The following is a 15,694-nucleotide window of genomic DNA, read 5'->3' on the forward strand; positions in this document are numbered from 1 at the left end:
ATGAGGGAAAACTCGTTCAAAAACTTTATCAGGACAACCTTCGGTTCAGGCTCTCCCATTCCATTTATTATTGGTGGACAGGTTTTCCTATTTATTCTGATTTATTTTTTTGATCTCCTTTTTGAGCTGAAGATTATTTCTTTCCCTCTTTTTCAATGGAGCGTAGATAATCTAAGTTTACCAATAAATTTTCAGGCATTCATCCAGCAACCGTGGTCTCTAATTACGTATAACTTTGTATATACAGGCCTTTTCAACGTTGCTTTTGATTGTTTATGGCTATATTGGTTAGGTACTATTTTCTTTAATTTTTTAAATAGGAAACAGTTTCTTTTCATTTACATTGTTTCTGCTATCATGTCGGGACTGATCTTTTTAGTCTTCTCACACCTTGCTCTTTTCTCCAATACGATTAATCCTCCATTGAGTACTGGAGCATTTGGATTAGCGTCAATTTTAGCAGCGACAGCTACTTTAGTTCCAAAATATGAACTTAGACTATTGCTGTTTGGGAATGTTAAATTAAAGACTATCGCTATCATTTATTTTGCAATCCAGTTTTTGTTCTTCATTCTCACGAATAGACCTGCGGCTATCAGTTATTTTTGTTCCATTCTCTTTGGAATGGGATTTATTTATGCACTGCAATCGGGCATGGACTGGTCTAAAGTATTTAAAAGAAAACAGAAAAGATCCACTAAAATGAAAGTTGTCGTTGGGAACGGTGCACAACAATCAAAGCACCATCGTTATGATTTACCCAATCAGGATCAGATCGATCAAATTTTGGATAAGATATCCTTAACAGGGTATGATAGTCTAAGTTCACACGAAAAAGAAATTCTTTTCAAAGCAAGCAATAATAATAAGATCGATGGTTAAGCGTGTATTGTTAAAAAAAAAATTGGGCTATTTAAGCAGGACCGTTTTCATTTTTAACATTCTTGCTATTGTTGCTTTATTGATTAGCTATTCTGCTTCTTTCATCAACCCTAAAACATTTTGGCCTATTGCATTTTTTGGTTTAGGTTATTTACCGATATTACTTGTCAATATTGGTTTTATCGCTTATTGGTTGCTAAGAAAACCTAAAATGATTGTATTTTCTTTAGCAACGATCTTACTTGGCTGGCCACTGCTAACAAAACATTGGAATTTACGTTCGAGCTCTCCAATAACTCAAAAAGCATCTGATCAGATCCGCGTACTTAGCTTCAATGCCCATCTTTTTAAAGATATCAACGACTCAAAGAAAAACTTCAAAAATGATGCGATAAAGATATTGGATAGTATTAAACCTGACATTGTCTGTTTCCAAGAATATTACAGTAAAATAAAAGGGAAATATGTCATCTCTAATGAGTTTAAGAGCAAACTAGGCTATGACTATCATTATTTTGCAGAAAGTGCCAAAAATGATTATGAGGCCTATGGAATGACCATATTCTCTAAATATCCGATTATAAATTCTGGTAATATCTTAGATAATGACTATGGTATCAACCGCATTTCGTACGCAGATATTGAAAAAAATGATAGTACTATCCGAGTCTACAATGTTCATCTGAGATCTTTTGCTCTTCAAAATGATGAAAAGGAATTTTTTCAAAATCCATCATCCAAAAAGGAGACTGATAATGCTGCTACACGTCGCATTGGACGAAAACTTAAAAATGCTTTTGAATTTAGAAGTGAGCAGGCTAGTTCATTGAAAAGACATATGGATGCTTGTCCTTTCCCTTTTATCGTAATGGGTGACTTTAATGATACGCCTATGAGCTATTCAGTAAATCGGGTGAGCAAGGGGCTCCACAATGCATTTAAAGAAAAAGGATCAGGTTGGGGAGTGACGCATTATGAATTATTGCCGATCTTTCAAATTGATTATATTTTTGCCAGTTCCAATTTTGATATCTTAAATTATCATGTTGTTAAAAGAAAATTATCAGACCACTACCCTATCTGGAGCGATTTGAAATTGAAGCACCTTTAGTGCATCTGAATTCCCAATGCACGAAATGCTCCTGCAACAAAATGATCTTTTCTATTTTTTATCTTAAAGTAAGCTTCCCTACCAAAATAATAACGTCCTACTAGTGCCTCAATATCTGACTGAATGATTTGATGCAGACGATCTGCTTCAAGTTTGTTAACAGCTATTCCTTTTTTTAATAAAAAGGAAATGAAATCATTAAACTCGGAGTCAGGTAAATTGTAGCCACTCAAGAAATTTTCTATGGAATAAGCTGGCAATTTTTTTGTAAACCGGTCATAAACAAATTCTTGTATACTATTGGAATGATATATCTCTCTATATTTAGCACTGATTTCATTGGAATCTATTGGAATGAGAACGTCGGGCTGAATTCCACCTCCCCCAAATAGCATTTTCCCCTTGCTGGTGGTATATAAATCATGAGGATTAAATTCGGTATCCAACGTCCATAGGTCAAATGTGGTCATATACTTAGACTGATCGTAATTTGCCCGTGTATATTTGCGCTGAATACATCTGCCTAAAGGCGTGTAATAACGTGCTACTGTCAGGTTAACGGCAGAGCCATCGGCAAAGTCAAATTGTTCTTGAACTAATCCTTTGCCATAGGAACGACGACCGACTACTGTACCTCTGTCTAAATCCTGTAGCGCACCTGTCACGATCTCGCTTGCGGAAGCGGAATCTTCATTAATAAGGATTACGATGCGACCTTCACTAAAATCACCGGCTTCTTTTGAGAAATAATCCCTTCGCAATTCATTGGCTCCTTCAGTATACATCAGTAAACGCTTATCTTTAAAAAACATACTGGCTATTTCAATGGCTGTATGTACATAACCGCCGCCATTGCCTCTCAAATCTAAAATTAAATCTTGCGCTCCACTTTTTCGAAGATCGCGCAATTTGATTTTAAAATCTTCAGAAGTCTGATGACCAAAACGTCTTATTTTTACGTAAGCTACTTTAGGAGCTATCATATAGGATGCATCCAATGTACTCACAGATACTTGATCGCGAACAACTTTGAGCGGAGTTGTCAAAATTTCGTTATTTCGTTTCACAATGATGTCTACTGTAGATCCTTTTTTACCACGAATCAACTTGTCTACTTCATTTTCAGTCACACGTACGCCAGCTATATTTCGATTCGCAATTTTGACCAATCGATCTCCAATCTTCATTCCAGACTTTTCCGCAGGACCAGCTGAGATCATTCCGACAACAAGCAAGGTATCGTTAAGATTAAAGTACTCAACACCAATACCATCAAAAGTTCCTTCCAGAGCCTCTGCTTGTGCTAAACGTTCATTGGGTTTTAAATAGGTTGAAAAAGGATCTAATCGGGTAATGATATGCTGAATGGCTTCATCCTGAATCGTATCTAAACTTACTTTATCAACGTAATTGTCCGATATTAAATTAACCAGATATTGAACTTTTTCAGAATTACCGGTCAGTCCTCCTGCTAGAATAGAAGTTGACTGTTTATTACCTTGTTCATCGGCATATTTTTGCCCAAGCAATAGCCCCACGAGTAAAACTCCTGCGTATGTTGCTGCCACAAAAATATTCCGTTTTATACTTCCTTGCATATGAAAAGATGCTTCAAAAATACTAAGTTTTATCCATTAAAACCACAATATATGCGTTGATTTTTGGATTAAAACAAAAGTCGTTAAAAGTGGTTAATATGTGAAAGTTTTCTCAACTTTGTGTTTGTAACAATCAAATAATCTGCCAAAATGCACGAAATTGAACCTTTTTACAATTGGAGACATGATTATATCGCATCGGAAGATGAACAGTCTCCTTTTTACGGAACGATATATAATGAATTTGAATACGATAAACAGATTTATAATTTCCTTTTACACCCCCAGTGGGACGACTTTGGTTCACATACTTTATATTTGAAAGTCCTATTTGTAGACTATGACAAGCAATTTTGCATCATCGAACTGATCGGCGAATGGAATGATGCCATTGATAATGACATTATGATCCTGAAGCGTGAAGTGATTGATCTGATGATCGCTTCGGGTATTAATCATTTTATATTAATTGGTGAAAATATTCTTAATTTTCATGCTTCAGATGATACTTATTATGAAGAATGGTTTCAGGATATTGATGATGGTTGGATAGCTGCTGTTAATTTTAGGACACATGTCATCACAGAATTTATGCAAAATAATATTGATTATTATATCAATTTTGGAGGAAACCTCAATGATCTTTCTTGGCGTACCTTAAAACCAATTCAAGTTTTCCATCATATCAATGAACAATTAACCAAACGATTGAATGGTTAACAACATTTAAAGATACTATGACATTCAAATTTTACTAAGATGAAGTGTTTGAATGCCTGTTCTCTATATTTTTACTTAACTTTGTTATATTAAAAAAAATCAAACGCTATGTCATTTAGAATAGAAAAAGATACCATGGGTGAAGTTCAAGTACCTGCAGATAAATACTGGGGTGCTCAAACAGAACGTTCACGCAATAATTTCAAAATTGGTCCTGCTGCATCTATGCCACATGAAATTATCGAAGGTTTTGCTTACTTGAAAAAAGCTGCTGCTTATGCAAATGCTGAATTAGGTGTATTACCTATCGAGAAACGTGATGCTATTGCTGCAGTTTGTGATGAGATCTTAGCTGGTAAATTGGACGATCAATTTCCATTGGTAATCTGGCAAACAGGTTCGGGAACTCAATCTAACATGAATTTAAATGAAGTAATTGCAAACCGTGCTCAGGTATTAGCTGGTTTCAAAATTGGAGAAGGTGAACCTGTATTAAAAGCGAATGATGATGTGAACAAATCACAATCTTCTAATGACACCTACCCTACTGGAATGCACATAGCGGCCTATAAAGCAGTTGTTGAAGTAACAATTCCTGGTGTTGAAAAACTACGTGATACATTAGCAAAAAAATCTGCTGAATTCATGAATGTTGTTAAAATTGGCCGTACTCACTTAATGGATGCAACTCCTTTAACATTGGGTCAAGAATTATCAGGCTATGTAGCACAGTTGAATTATGGTATCAAAGCTGTTAAAAATACTTTAGCGCATTTGGCAGAAGTAGCATTAGGTGGTACTGCAGTTGGTACGGGATTAAATACACCTGCTGGATATGATGTCCTGGTAGCAAAATATATCGCTGAATTTACTGGTCATCCTTTCATTACTGCTGAGAATAAATTTGAAGCTTTAGCTGCGCATGATGCCATTGTTGAATCACACGGATCATTAAAACAATTAGCAGTTTCGTTAAATAAAATTGCTAACGATATCCGCATGTTGGCATCTGGCCCTCGCTCTGGTATTGGTGAAATTATCATTCCTGAAAATGAACCTGGTTCTTCAATCATGCCTGGAAAAGTTAATCCTACGCAATGTGAGGCTTTAACAATGGTTGCCGCTCAAGTAATGGGTAATGATGTTGCTATTACTATCGGTGGTACTCAAGGTCACTATGAATTGAATGTATTCAAACCTTTAATGGCGTCTAACTTTTTACAATCAGCTCGATTAATCGGAGATGCTTGTGTATCATTTGAAGAGCACTGTGCAAGTGGTATTGAACCAAATTATGCTCGTATTAAAGAATTAGTTGATAACTCTTTGATGTTGGTAACGGCTTTGAATACTAAAATAGGCTACTACAAATCGGCAGAAATTGCACAGACAGCACATAAAAATAACTCGACATTAAAAGAAACGGCTATTGCATTAGGATATGTAACTGCTGCAGAATTTGACGAGTGGGTAAAACCTGAAGAAATGGTAGGTAGCTTAAAATAAGGCTATGAATCCATTTTTAAATAAATTAAAAAATATCAAAGCATACCTATTTTTAGCAATGGGTATGCTTTTGCTATTTGGAAGTTGCAAATTCAATTCGGAAATGCAATCTGAGGGTGCTGGTTATTTGCAAGGGGAATGGAAACAAGACAGTATTGCCGACCAAGATCAAATGTTGCAATATACGCTCACAGATTTCCGTTTTACCTGTGACTCCATTTATGCGCGCATGTATGTTCATGCTAAAACAAAGCAGATATCGGATAGCTGTTATAATAATGGGTCTTGGATCGAATATGCTAAAGGTATTTATGTTGTACGTGGTGACAGTGTCATTGTCGATGGTATATACGTCAAAGAAAATGGCAAACAAAAAGTATCTGGGTGCTATCGCCAAGGTCAATATTTACCAAGGTTTAAAGTTGCTTTCCACTCTAAAGATTCTCTAGTATTAGAAAATAAATATGATCAGCGTCCTATCATATTACGTAAAACAAAGGATGTAATTTGTGTCCCGCAGAAACGCTGGCAATAAAAAAGAATAAACGTGTAGCCATTTAATTTTTTAAATGGCTTTTTCTATCATTAACGACACGCTCGTCACTATCTGAGCAAAAAAATATGAATAAAGGAATTATTGCATTGGCATTTGGAGGTCTCGCTATAGGAATGACAGAATTTTCTATGATGGGAATTTTACCAGACATCGCAAAAGACTTAAATATCGATATTCCAACAGCTGCCCATTTAATAGCACTTTATGCTATCGGTGTTGTTGTTGGTGCCCCTACATTAGTACTATTATCTGGAAAATACCCCCCTAAAAACGTTTTACTTTTTTTAATGGTTCTATTTTTCATTTTTAATGGATTATTTGCTATATCTCCTACCCATTTTACCATGCAGCTTTCCAGATTTATGTCCGGTTTGCCACATGGAGCTTTCTTTGGTGTAGGTTCTGTTGTTGCAGCTAGATTAGCTCCTAAAGGTAAAGAGGCGCAGGCAATATCCATTATGTTTACAGGTATGACGATTGCTAATTTAGCAGGTGTGCCTTTAGGAACATATATCGGACATCATTACTCTTGGCGCATTACCTATGGTGTCATCAGTGTACTAGGCCTCCTGACATTTTTAATGATTTATCTTTGGTTACCAAAAATTGAATCTTCTAAACAAAATAATATCTTAGCACAGGTGAGTTTTTTCAAAAAGCAAGAAGCATGGCTGCTGATGGCAATTATTGCAATCGGAACTGGTGGTCTTTTTGCCTGGATCAGCTATATTGCTCCATTGGTTACAAATGTATCTGGACTTGACCCTAATCGTGTGCCGATTATTATGATTTTAATTGGTATAGGTATGTTTTTTGGAAATTTATTAGGTGGAAAAATGGCTGATACCATCTCTCCAACAAAAGCGGCTATTGCAAGTTTCAGTGCTATGGCGATATGTTTAGTCTTTGTTTATTTTGTTTCACCATTTCAATGGTCAGCATACATTATGGCCTTTATTACGGGGTTGGTTTCTTTTACAATAGGTCCACCTACACAGATGATGTTGATCCGGACTGCTAAAGGTGCTGAAACTTTGGCTGCAGCGGGTGGTCAGGCAGCATTCAACTTGGGTAATACTTTAGGAGCTTATTTAGGAGGTATACCCATTACATATGGTTTAATGTATAATACTCCTTCTTTAGTAGGTGTTGGCATGGCCACTATAGGAGCTTTACTTGCTTGCGTATTCTTGGTTCAATTTGTACAAAAGAACAGAATCCCAAGTGCAGACTAACAGATAATATGACCGAAAAACTTAGCTATATCAGTGTCCTTCGAATTATTGCTACCATTGCAGTTATCGCGATACACGCATCTTCTGGTTACTTAAATAGTACTGATATAGCTGGGTTTGATTGGAAATATGCAAATCTGATAAATAGTTTCACGCGATTCTCTGTCCCCATATTTGTGATGCTTTCTGGGGCTCTCCTGCTGACGAAAGAAGAATATACAGGACAGTTTTATAAAAAAAGACTCCTTAAGATTTTTTATCCCTTTCTTTTTTGGACTATTATTTACTTTTTTTATAACACAAATGTGCTGGAATTAAATATAGACCAATTGATCTCAACATTGGTCTATAGACTCAAAAACGGTGCGAACGCACATCTTTGGTATCTCTATATGATCATGGGTCTATACCTTGCTATTCCTTTTCTTCAAAAGATCGTCAAGCATTCATCTATGAGAGAACTGGAGATTTTTTTAGTTTTATGGTTTATAACGCTGTTTATATTCAACAAAAACTTTTCAACCTATCTACCAAAATTCGATCTTACATTTTTTTCGAGTTATACAGGGTACTTGATCTTAGGTTACTATTTGAAGGTAAAAGATTTTAGTGGGATAAAATGGTGGTGTTTGTTTTTATTTATCATGGTTGCATTGGGAACAGCTTATTTTACTTATGAAATGAGTTTAAGTGCACATGAATTCCGCCCACTTCTGTACGGTTATTTATCACCCAATACAGTCCTGATTGCTACCGGTATATTTATATTCATCAAAACAATATCGCGTGATCTAAAACTTCCCCAGTGGGCAGTATGGATCGATCAATATAGTTTTGGAATATATCTCTGCCATATCCTGATTTTAAACTATGTACATCCGATATTACCCGTGGGCACATTTTTAAAGATTCCTTTAGCAACTTTTGTTACACTTGCCATCAGTATTATGGTTATATACGGTATTCGTAAAATTCCTTTTGGCAAATACATTTCTGGTTAATAAAAAAGCTTCAATAAGCGCTGGGCGAATTGAAGCTTTTTTATATTTGAGATTCTCGTAAGACTAAAAAGGTAAATCGTCGTCGTCATTTGATCCTGATAAATCAACTGGAGCTGGCATTTCAGCATAACCTGGAGCAGGAGCTGAAGCAGCAGTATTTGCCAATTTAGTAACTCTCCAAGCAACTAATGAATTGAAGTATGTTGTTACACCTTCTTTATTTGTCCAAGGACGACCACGTAAATTGAAAGAAACTTCAATTTCTTCACCTACAGTCAAACCATCAAAAATTGATGTTCTGTCTTGAGTAGCTTCAAAGCGAATATATTCAACAAACTGCGGATTTTCAGCGTAAGCCACGATTATATCACGCTTCTTAAATGACTCTGTTACTTGTTGCGTAGCACCTATTTCGTGTACTTTTCCTCTAATTTCCATAATCAAAAATATTAAACCGTAAAAATAAGCATTTTTTGAGTAAGAGATTAACTAACTTTGTACAAATATTATGGAAGTTTTCAACACCCCCAATAAAATCATCATCACTTGCAATAAGCGACTTTCTCCTTATTTGCAACAAGAAGTCGAAGAACTTGGCTTCGAGATCAAACGTTCTTTCTCTACTGGTGTAGAATTATTTAACACCTTGAATGAAACGATTAAGTTAAATTTGAATTTGCGCACTGCTTCTCAGATTCTTTATTCGATAAAAGAATTTAAAGCGTCCAACCCTCAGGAACTATACGATGAATTGAAAGACATCGCATGGGAAGAGCTTATTGCTTTTGACGGCTATTTTTCTGTGACTTCAAATGTCGATAACGAAACAATCACGACACCTTTATTTGCGAATTTGAAAGTTAAGGATGCCATAGTTGATCGTATCAAAGAAAAAAAGGACATTCGTCCAAATTCGGGTTCTGATGCAAACAAAGCTGTTATACATCTGTATTGGAAAGATGATCGCGCAGAAGTTTTTATCGATTCTTCCGGTGAAACACTAGCGAAACATGGTTATCGTAAACACCCTGGAAAGGCACCAATGTTAGAAGCACTTGCTGCTGGTACTATTCTTGCAACGAAATGGGATGGTCTATCATCTTTTGTCAACCCAATGTGCGGTTCTGGTACTTTAGCTATTGAAGCAGCATTGATCGCGACCAACCGTCGCCCTGGTCTTTACCGCATGAACTATTCGTTTATGCATTTCATTGGTTACGATGAAGAAGTCTTTTTTCAAGAAAGAAGAAATCTTAAAGAACAGGTCAATAAGAAAGCAAATCCGAAGATAATTGCTTCAGATCTTTCGCAACAGGCGGTAGATATTGCGATCATGAATGCCAAGACTGCTGGTGTAGATCAGCTTATTGATTTTCAAGTTTGTGATTTTGCTGACACAACTGTACCACAAGAAGAAAAAGGAATTGCTATATTTAACCCGGAATATGGTGAACGCCTTGGTAATCATAGTCAATTGGAATTAACATATAAACGTGTAGGTGACTTTCTAAAACAAAACTGCAAGGGTTATAAAGGTTACATTTTTACTGGAAATCCGGATCTTGCCAAAAAGATAGGCTTAAGGGCTTCTAGAAAAGTTGAATTTTATAACGGTAAATTAGATTGTCGTTTATTAGAATACGAATTGTACGAGGGAACTCGCGAAAAACCAAAAGTAATTTATGAATAAGATTATTGAAAGTACGGTTGCATTTGTACAGGACAGATTAAAATTTGCTGAATCTGGTCATGATTGGTCTCATATCCAACGTGTATGGAACAACACAAAATTAATTCTTCAAACGGAAGAGGCGGATTACCAAACTTGCGAACTTGCCGCTTTATTACATGATATTGCCGATAGCAAATTTCACGATGGAGATGAAACGATAGGCCCTCGTGTTGCTGGTGAATTTTTGACCTCTATAGGCGTTGATAAAGACGTAATTGAACATGTTGAAAAAATTATTTTAAACATGTCTTTTAAGGCAAGTCTTGGCGAAATCGTTTTTCATTCTAAGGAACTTGAGATTGTTCAGGATGCTGATCGTTTAGATGCAATCGGTGCAATTGGTGTTGCTCGAGCATTCAACTATGGTGGTCATAAAAACAGACAAATGTATAATCCGAATGTCCCTGTTCAAGAATATCAGGATAAGGAAAGCTACAAACATTCTGAAGCACCGACAATCAATCATTTTCACGAAAAGCTTTTATTGCTTAAAGATAAAATGAATACCAAAGCCGCTCAAGCTATTGCTGAAAAAAGACATGAATTTATGCTTTCTTTTTTAGATGAATTTTATGCTGAGTGGGAAGGTAAACGATAACAATAATAAAACTTAATATTTCCTTAACTCGGAAATTACACAAAAATGGTACTTTCGATGATTATCGAGGTACCATTTTTTTTGTTTAAATTTAGTCTGTAAAACTAAGCCCGTAATAAATTGCAATCTATGCGAACACGTTATGATCGCTTTTTTTTATATTTAAAACAATAAGAGCTCGTAAGCTCCTAAGCAAAACAAAGTATTCGTCTATACCAGAAATCACGAATACTACTTTATACTTATATCTGATGAAAAAAACAGTTTTTGTAATCCTTGCCACTATGGCCGTCATGGGAATCACTGAATTAAATGCTCAAACCAAAATCATTGCTCACCGTGGAGCTTTTAAAAACACGAAAGTTCCGGAAAATTCAATTGCTTCGTTAAAAGCTGCTAAGGATTTAGATCTTTGGGGTTCGGAATATGATGTACATCTTACAAAAGATAATGTACTTGTTGTCAATCATGATAATGACTTCTATGGAATAGATATCGCGACCGCTACTTACCAGGAGTTATTGACTAAAAGCCATCCAAATGGTGAGAAAATTCCTACTTTGGAGGAATATATCAAAGCAGGGTTAAAGCTTAAAGGTTTAAAATTAATTCTTGAATTGAAGACTAATAAACTAGGACTGGAACGTACCTTGGAGGCTACTGAAAAAGCTGTCGCTTTAGTAAAAGAATTAAAAGCTGAAAAAGTAACTGAATATATTGCCTTCAGTTATGATGCTTGTAAAAAGATCCATGAACTTGATCCTAAAGCTAAGGTAGCCTATTTAAATGGCGATATTGCTCCTGATCAAATTAAAAAGGATGGTTTAACGGGTATTGATTATCATCTTAGTGTTTTCACGAAAAACCCAACCTGGTTACAAGAATCAAAAGCATTAAAGCTGACCACAAATGCTTGGACAGTTAATAAACAAGATGATATGAAATCTCTGATCAGTCAAAAGATTGATTACATTACAACAAATGAACCTGAGCTTTTAAAGACTTTACTCAAAAAATAATTAATCTTGTATAGCAGTTCATAGATATGAACAACACATTTATAAAAAAATAAGTTAATGAAAAAAATTATTCTTGCTTTCTCTATTTTACTTGTGGGTTTAGGAAGTGCTCTTGCACAGCAAATGCGAGTGGCCACCTACAATATAAGACAGAAAAATGATCATGATATTGGTAATATGTGGAATGAACGCAGAGATGCTGTAGCCAATTTGATTAAATTCCATAATTTCGAAATTTTCGGTATACAGGAAGCATTTATTGACCAAGTAAAAGATCTTCAAGACCGTCTTCCTGATTTTAAATCGATAGGTGTTGGTCGAGACGATGGTGCAGAAAAAGGAGAACATTCTTCAATTTTTTATAACAAGAACCGTTTTGAAGCTATTAAAAGCGGAACTTTCTGGTTGTCTGCGACAGATACAAAACAACCCAATAAAGGTTGGGATGCGGCACTGCCACGAATCTGTACATGGGCAGTTTTAAAGGATAAAAAAAGTGGAAAATCATTTATTTTTATGAATACGCACTTTGACCATGTTGGTGTTGAAGCTAGAAAAGAAAGTGCTAAATTGATCTTAACTAAGGCAAAGGAATTAGCCGGTAATCTTCCTTTAATCTTAACAGGTGATTTCAATGTTGATGAACATAATGAAGCATATTTTACTTTAGCAAATAGCAAAACTGTGGTCGATAGTTATACTGTTAGTCCTCGAATCTATGAACCAAGCTCTTCATTTAATGGCTGGGGTAAAAGTATTAAACAAAAAGAAAGGATAGATCATATTTTTGTTGTTCCAAAAACAAAAGTAAGTAACTATGCAATATTGACTGATACGTATCAGGGAAAATTTCCGTCAGATCATTTTCCTGTTATTGTAGATTTATCGCTATAAAACAGAATTATATTGTGCCGGTCTAAAACCGGCGCAATTAAACTACCTTTTCCTTGATTGATTAAGAGTTAGAAGATCATTTGGGTATCTGCCCTTCCTTCTAAAGACGGTAAATATTCGTACTCTTCGTTAAACTTTAGATTCCTTTTGCGTTCTAATTTGTAGTTTTACAAAAAAATAGACATGAAAAGTATCTTATCATACGCTCTTATTGCATCAGGATTATTCTTTGCAACTCAATCTCAAGCTCAGTCCAAAGGGCTTTCTAAGTTAAAGGATATCTTAAATTCTACATCCGCTCAAAATAAAACAAATAGCGATACTACTACAAGTAAAGTTGTTCCCTCTAATCAGGCTGTCGTAAAAAATATTACAAAGAAAGAAGCTACTTCAGGTATAAAAGAAGCTTTAGCTAAAGGATTGACTAACAGTGTTAATATTCTTTCTGTAAAAGATGGTTTCTTAGGAGATGCCGCAGTCAAAATTTTAATGCCTGCTGAGGCTCAAAAAGTCGAAAAAGCACTTCGCGCAGTAGGTATGGGCTCTTTATGTGATCAGTTTATCAGCAGTATGAATAGAGCTGCGGAAACAGCTGTTAGTGAGGCCGGTACTGTTTTTGTCAACTCTTTATCGAAAATGACGATTACAGATGCTTACAATATTTTATTAAGTGGTAATCAAAATGCAGCAACTACTTTCTTTAAAACAAATACTTCGACCGAGCTGACTTCAAAATTCTCTCCTGTTATAGACAAGGCAATGGGTGCTAATAATGTATCGGGTTACTGGAATCAATTAACGACTGCATATAACAATTTACCATTTTCAAAAAAGGTAGAAACCAATTTGACAGGTTACGTTACGCAAAAAGCTATCGATGGATTATTTGTAAAAGTAGCAGATCAAGAGTTAAAGATCAGAGAAAATATTGGTGGATCGCGAAACACGGATTTACTATCAAAAGTATTCGGCTGGGCTGATAATCAAAAATAAGGTATTGGACAGAATTTTTAATTCTGTCTACACCTTTACGTTTCTTTTGTTAATATGGCTAAAATATAACCTAGACCAATTTTTATACTGGTATATAGTGGCAAGTCCGATCAATAATAAGATAGACTTCACAAATAAATTTACTCCAAAATAAGGTGTGATCTGCACATGTTTCGCCATTAGTATTAAAGCGAAAAACACATAATATAATCCACAAATTATCAGATAAATTTGAAATGATTTTCTTAAGATTCGATGATTCCTAGTCTTGATTAAAATCCAAAACGGAATTAGAAGGTATATAAATTGACTTATATAGATCAATTGTCTAATAGAGTTATCGATACTAAAAAGTAAAAATACCTGAGCGATAAAAAGAAGGAGAAACATTGCTTTTAATAAACGCAACATACTGGAAATCAAATTTTAAGTTTTTTAAATTTACAAAAAAAATATTGTTTTACAAATAATAAACTATAAAAGTCAAAATTCGCTAATGCTCACATTTTTTGTAATTTTGCAGGGCATAATCACATTAATGATATAAAAAGTATGAGTAAGTTCGAGATCAATAACATCAGTGATTTTTCAGTTTCTGAAAGATTCCAACGTTATGTACAAATAGATACACAGTCGGATGCAAGTTCGCCTACTTGTCCTTCGACAGAAAAGCAAAAAAATTTAGGTAATCTTCTTGTGGAAGAATTACTGGCATTGGGAATTTCTGATGCAGCCATGGACGAAAATGGCTATGTATATGCAACTATCCCTTCCAACAGTACTAAAAAAGTACCTACTATTTGTTTCTGTTCGCATATGGACACGTCACCTGACTCCTCAGGTAAAGATGTTAAACCTTTGGTTCATCATGATTATCAAGGTCAGGATCTGGTATTACCGGATGATAACAGTATTATCATCAAATATTCGGAACATCCTGATCTGGCAAATCAAATCGGTCATAATATTATTACAGCGAGCGGTACAACACTATTGGGCGCCGATGATAAGGCGGGAATTGCAGAAATAATGGATGCAGCTCGATTATTAATGAAACATCCTGAAATCAAGCATGGAGATATAAAAATCTTATTTACGCCAGATGAAGAAATTGGAAGAGGGGTTGACAAAGCTGATCTTAAACGCCTAGCTGCTGATTATGCATACACGATGGATGGTGAAAAAGCGGGTACGATAGAAGATGAAACTTTCTCTGCAGATGGTGCAACACTCACCATACATGGTGTTTCCGTTCATCCTGGATTTGCTAAAGGAAAAATGCAAAGTGCTATCAAAATTGCTAGCGCAATCATAGAGGCTTTACCCCAGGACCGCCTGTCGCCAGAAAGTACAAATAAAAAAGATGGTTTTGTTCATCCGACAAATATCTCGGGCACAGTGGAAAAAGCAGAAATCCATTTTATTATCCGTGATCACCTTACAGTTAATTTAGTAAAGCATGAATCTGAGCTGGAAGCTATTGCAAAATCTGTAGTCGCTCAATACCCTAACAGCAGTTATACGTTCGAAGTAAAGGAACAGTACCGCAACATGAAGGAAATTCTGGATCAATATCCTCAAATCATGGAAATTGGAATTGAAGCAATTACAAGGGCTGGTATGAAGGCTGAACGCAGAAGTATTCGCGGTGGTACTGATGGTTCGCGTTTATCTTTTATGGGATTACCTTGTCCTAATATTTTTGCTGGTGGACACGCCTTCCATGGAAAACAGGAATGGGTATCTGAACAAGATATGCAAAAAGCTGTTTTAACAATTTTGCATGTAGCCTCTCTTTGGGAAGAAAAATAATCATTAACTTCATACATATTCAACGCGTTTAAGGAAA

At 35.5% G+C, this 15,694-nt stretch carries 15 protein-coding genes; 13 read left to right on the plus strand and 2 right to left on the minus strand.

From position 1 onward, the window contains the following. Positions 1 to 882, plus strand: a complete 882-nt coding sequence (locus tag ACFS6I_RS20485) for a rhomboid family intramembrane serine protease (protein ID WP_380923397.1) — start codon at positions 1 to 3, stop codon at positions 880 to 882. Next, a complete protein-coding gene (locus tag ACFS6I_RS20490; RefSeq protein WP_380923399.1) occupies positions 875 to 1,993 on the plus strand; it encodes an endonuclease/exonuclease/phosphatase family protein in 1,119 nt (372 codons plus the stop codon). The genes ACFS6I_RS20485 and ACFS6I_RS20490 overlap by 8 nt, the downstream gene beginning before the upstream one ends. On the opposite strand, the gene ACFS6I_RS20495 is transcribed toward ACFS6I_RS20490, so the two are convergent. Next, complete coding sequence (locus tag ACFS6I_RS20495; protein WP_243655993.1) at positions 1,990 to 3,561, minus strand: S41 family peptidase; 1,572 nt, start codon at positions 3,559 to 3,561, stop codon at positions 1,990 to 1,992. The two genes, ACFS6I_RS20490 and ACFS6I_RS20495, sit on opposite strands and share 4 nt — an antisense overlap. 180 nt (positions 3,562 to 3,741) lie before the next feature. Between ACFS6I_RS20495 and ACFS6I_RS20500 the strand changes: the two genes are divergently transcribed. From ACFS6I_RS20500 to ACFS6I_RS20520, 5 genes are all read left to right on the plus strand, one after another. Continuing rightward, on the plus strand, positions 3,742 to 4,311 hold the full coding sequence (locus tag ACFS6I_RS20500) for a hypothetical protein (protein WP_168127607.1): 570 nt from the start codon (positions 3,742 to 3,744) through the stop codon (positions 4,309 to 4,311). 108 nt (positions 4,312 to 4,419) lie between these two features. Then, on the plus strand, positions 4,420 to 5,817 hold the full coding sequence (gene fumC / locus ACFS6I_RS20505; RefSeq protein ID WP_021188024.1) for a class II fumarate hydratase: 1,398 nt from the start codon (positions 4,420 to 4,422) through the stop codon (positions 5,815 to 5,817). 4 nt (positions 5,818 to 5,821) lie between these two features. Then, positions 5,822 to 6,352, plus strand: coding sequence for a fumarate hydratase (locus ACFS6I_RS20510; protein ID WP_346580946.1), 531 nt, complete (start codon positions 5,822 to 5,824; stop codon positions 6,350 to 6,352). An 86-nt stretch (positions 6,353 to 6,438) separates the two neighbouring features. Next, entirely contained in the window at positions 6,439 to 7,608 is a 1,170-nt protein-coding gene (locus ACFS6I_RS20515; protein WP_168127609.1) for an MFS transporter, read from the plus strand. Positions 7,609 to 7,616: 8 nt separating this feature from the next. After that, entirely contained in the window at positions 7,617 to 8,609 is a 993-nt protein-coding gene (locus ACFS6I_RS20520; protein ID WP_380923403.1) for an acyltransferase, read from the plus strand. A 63-nt stretch (positions 8,610 to 8,672) separates the two neighbouring features. On the opposite strand, the gene ACFS6I_RS20525 is transcribed toward ACFS6I_RS20520, so the two are convergent. Next, the gene (locus ACFS6I_RS20525; protein WP_021187916.1) at positions 8,673 to 9,047 is read right to left on the minus strand and encodes a DUF3127 domain-containing protein; all 375 of its coding nucleotides are present in this window, start codon (positions 9,045 to 9,047) and stop codon (positions 8,673 to 8,675) included. A 70-nt stretch (positions 9,048 to 9,117) separates the two neighbouring features. On the opposite strand from ACFS6I_RS20525, the gene ACFS6I_RS20530 reads away from it, so the two are divergent. The 6 genes from ACFS6I_RS20530 to pepT all read left to right on the plus strand — a co-directional run bounded on the left by ACFS6I_RS20530 (position 9,118) and on the right by pepT (position 15,657). Continuing rightward, positions 9,118 to 10,299: a THUMP domain-containing class I SAM-dependent RNA methyltransferase gene (locus ACFS6I_RS20530; RefSeq protein WP_021187917.1), complete on the plus strand. Its 1,182-nt coding sequence runs from the start codon at positions 9,118 to 9,120 to the stop codon at positions 10,297 to 10,299. After that, positions 10,292 to 10,939, plus strand: coding sequence for an HD domain-containing protein (locus ACFS6I_RS20535; RefSeq protein WP_380923406.1), 648 nt, complete (start codon positions 10,292 to 10,294; stop codon positions 10,937 to 10,939). Before ACFS6I_RS20530 ends, ACFS6I_RS20535 begins: the two co-directional genes overlap by 8 nt. A gap of 251 nt (positions 10,940 to 11,190) precedes the next feature. Continuing rightward, positions 11,191 to 11,958, plus strand: a complete 768-nt coding sequence (locus tag ACFS6I_RS20540; RefSeq protein WP_380923408.1) for a glycerophosphodiester phosphodiesterase family protein — start codon at positions 11,191 to 11,193, stop codon at positions 11,956 to 11,958. A 57-nt stretch (positions 11,959 to 12,015) separates the two neighbouring features. Next, positions 12,016 to 12,852, plus strand: a complete 837-nt coding sequence (locus ACFS6I_RS20545) for an endonuclease/exonuclease/phosphatase family protein (protein WP_380923410.1) — start codon at positions 12,016 to 12,018, stop codon at positions 12,850 to 12,852. A 183-nt stretch (positions 12,853 to 13,035) separates the two neighbouring features. Continuing rightward, a complete protein-coding gene (locus ACFS6I_RS20550) occupies positions 13,036 to 13,845 on the plus strand; it encodes a DUF4197 domain-containing protein (RefSeq protein WP_021187920.1) in 810 nt (269 codons plus the stop codon). A 552-nt stretch (positions 13,846 to 14,397) separates the two neighbouring features. Then, on the plus strand, positions 14,398 to 15,657 hold the full coding sequence (pepT, locus tag ACFS6I_RS20555; RefSeq protein WP_380923412.1) for a peptidase T: 1,260 nt from the start codon (positions 14,398 to 14,400) through the stop codon (positions 15,655 to 15,657). Positions 15,658 to 15,694: the final 37 nt, after the last annotated feature.

The sequence above is a fragment of the Sphingobacterium anhuiense genome (assembly GCF_042686355.1).
Lineage (GTDB): Bacteria > Bacteroidota > Bacteroidia > Sphingobacteriales > Sphingobacteriaceae > Sphingobacterium > Sphingobacterium anhuiense.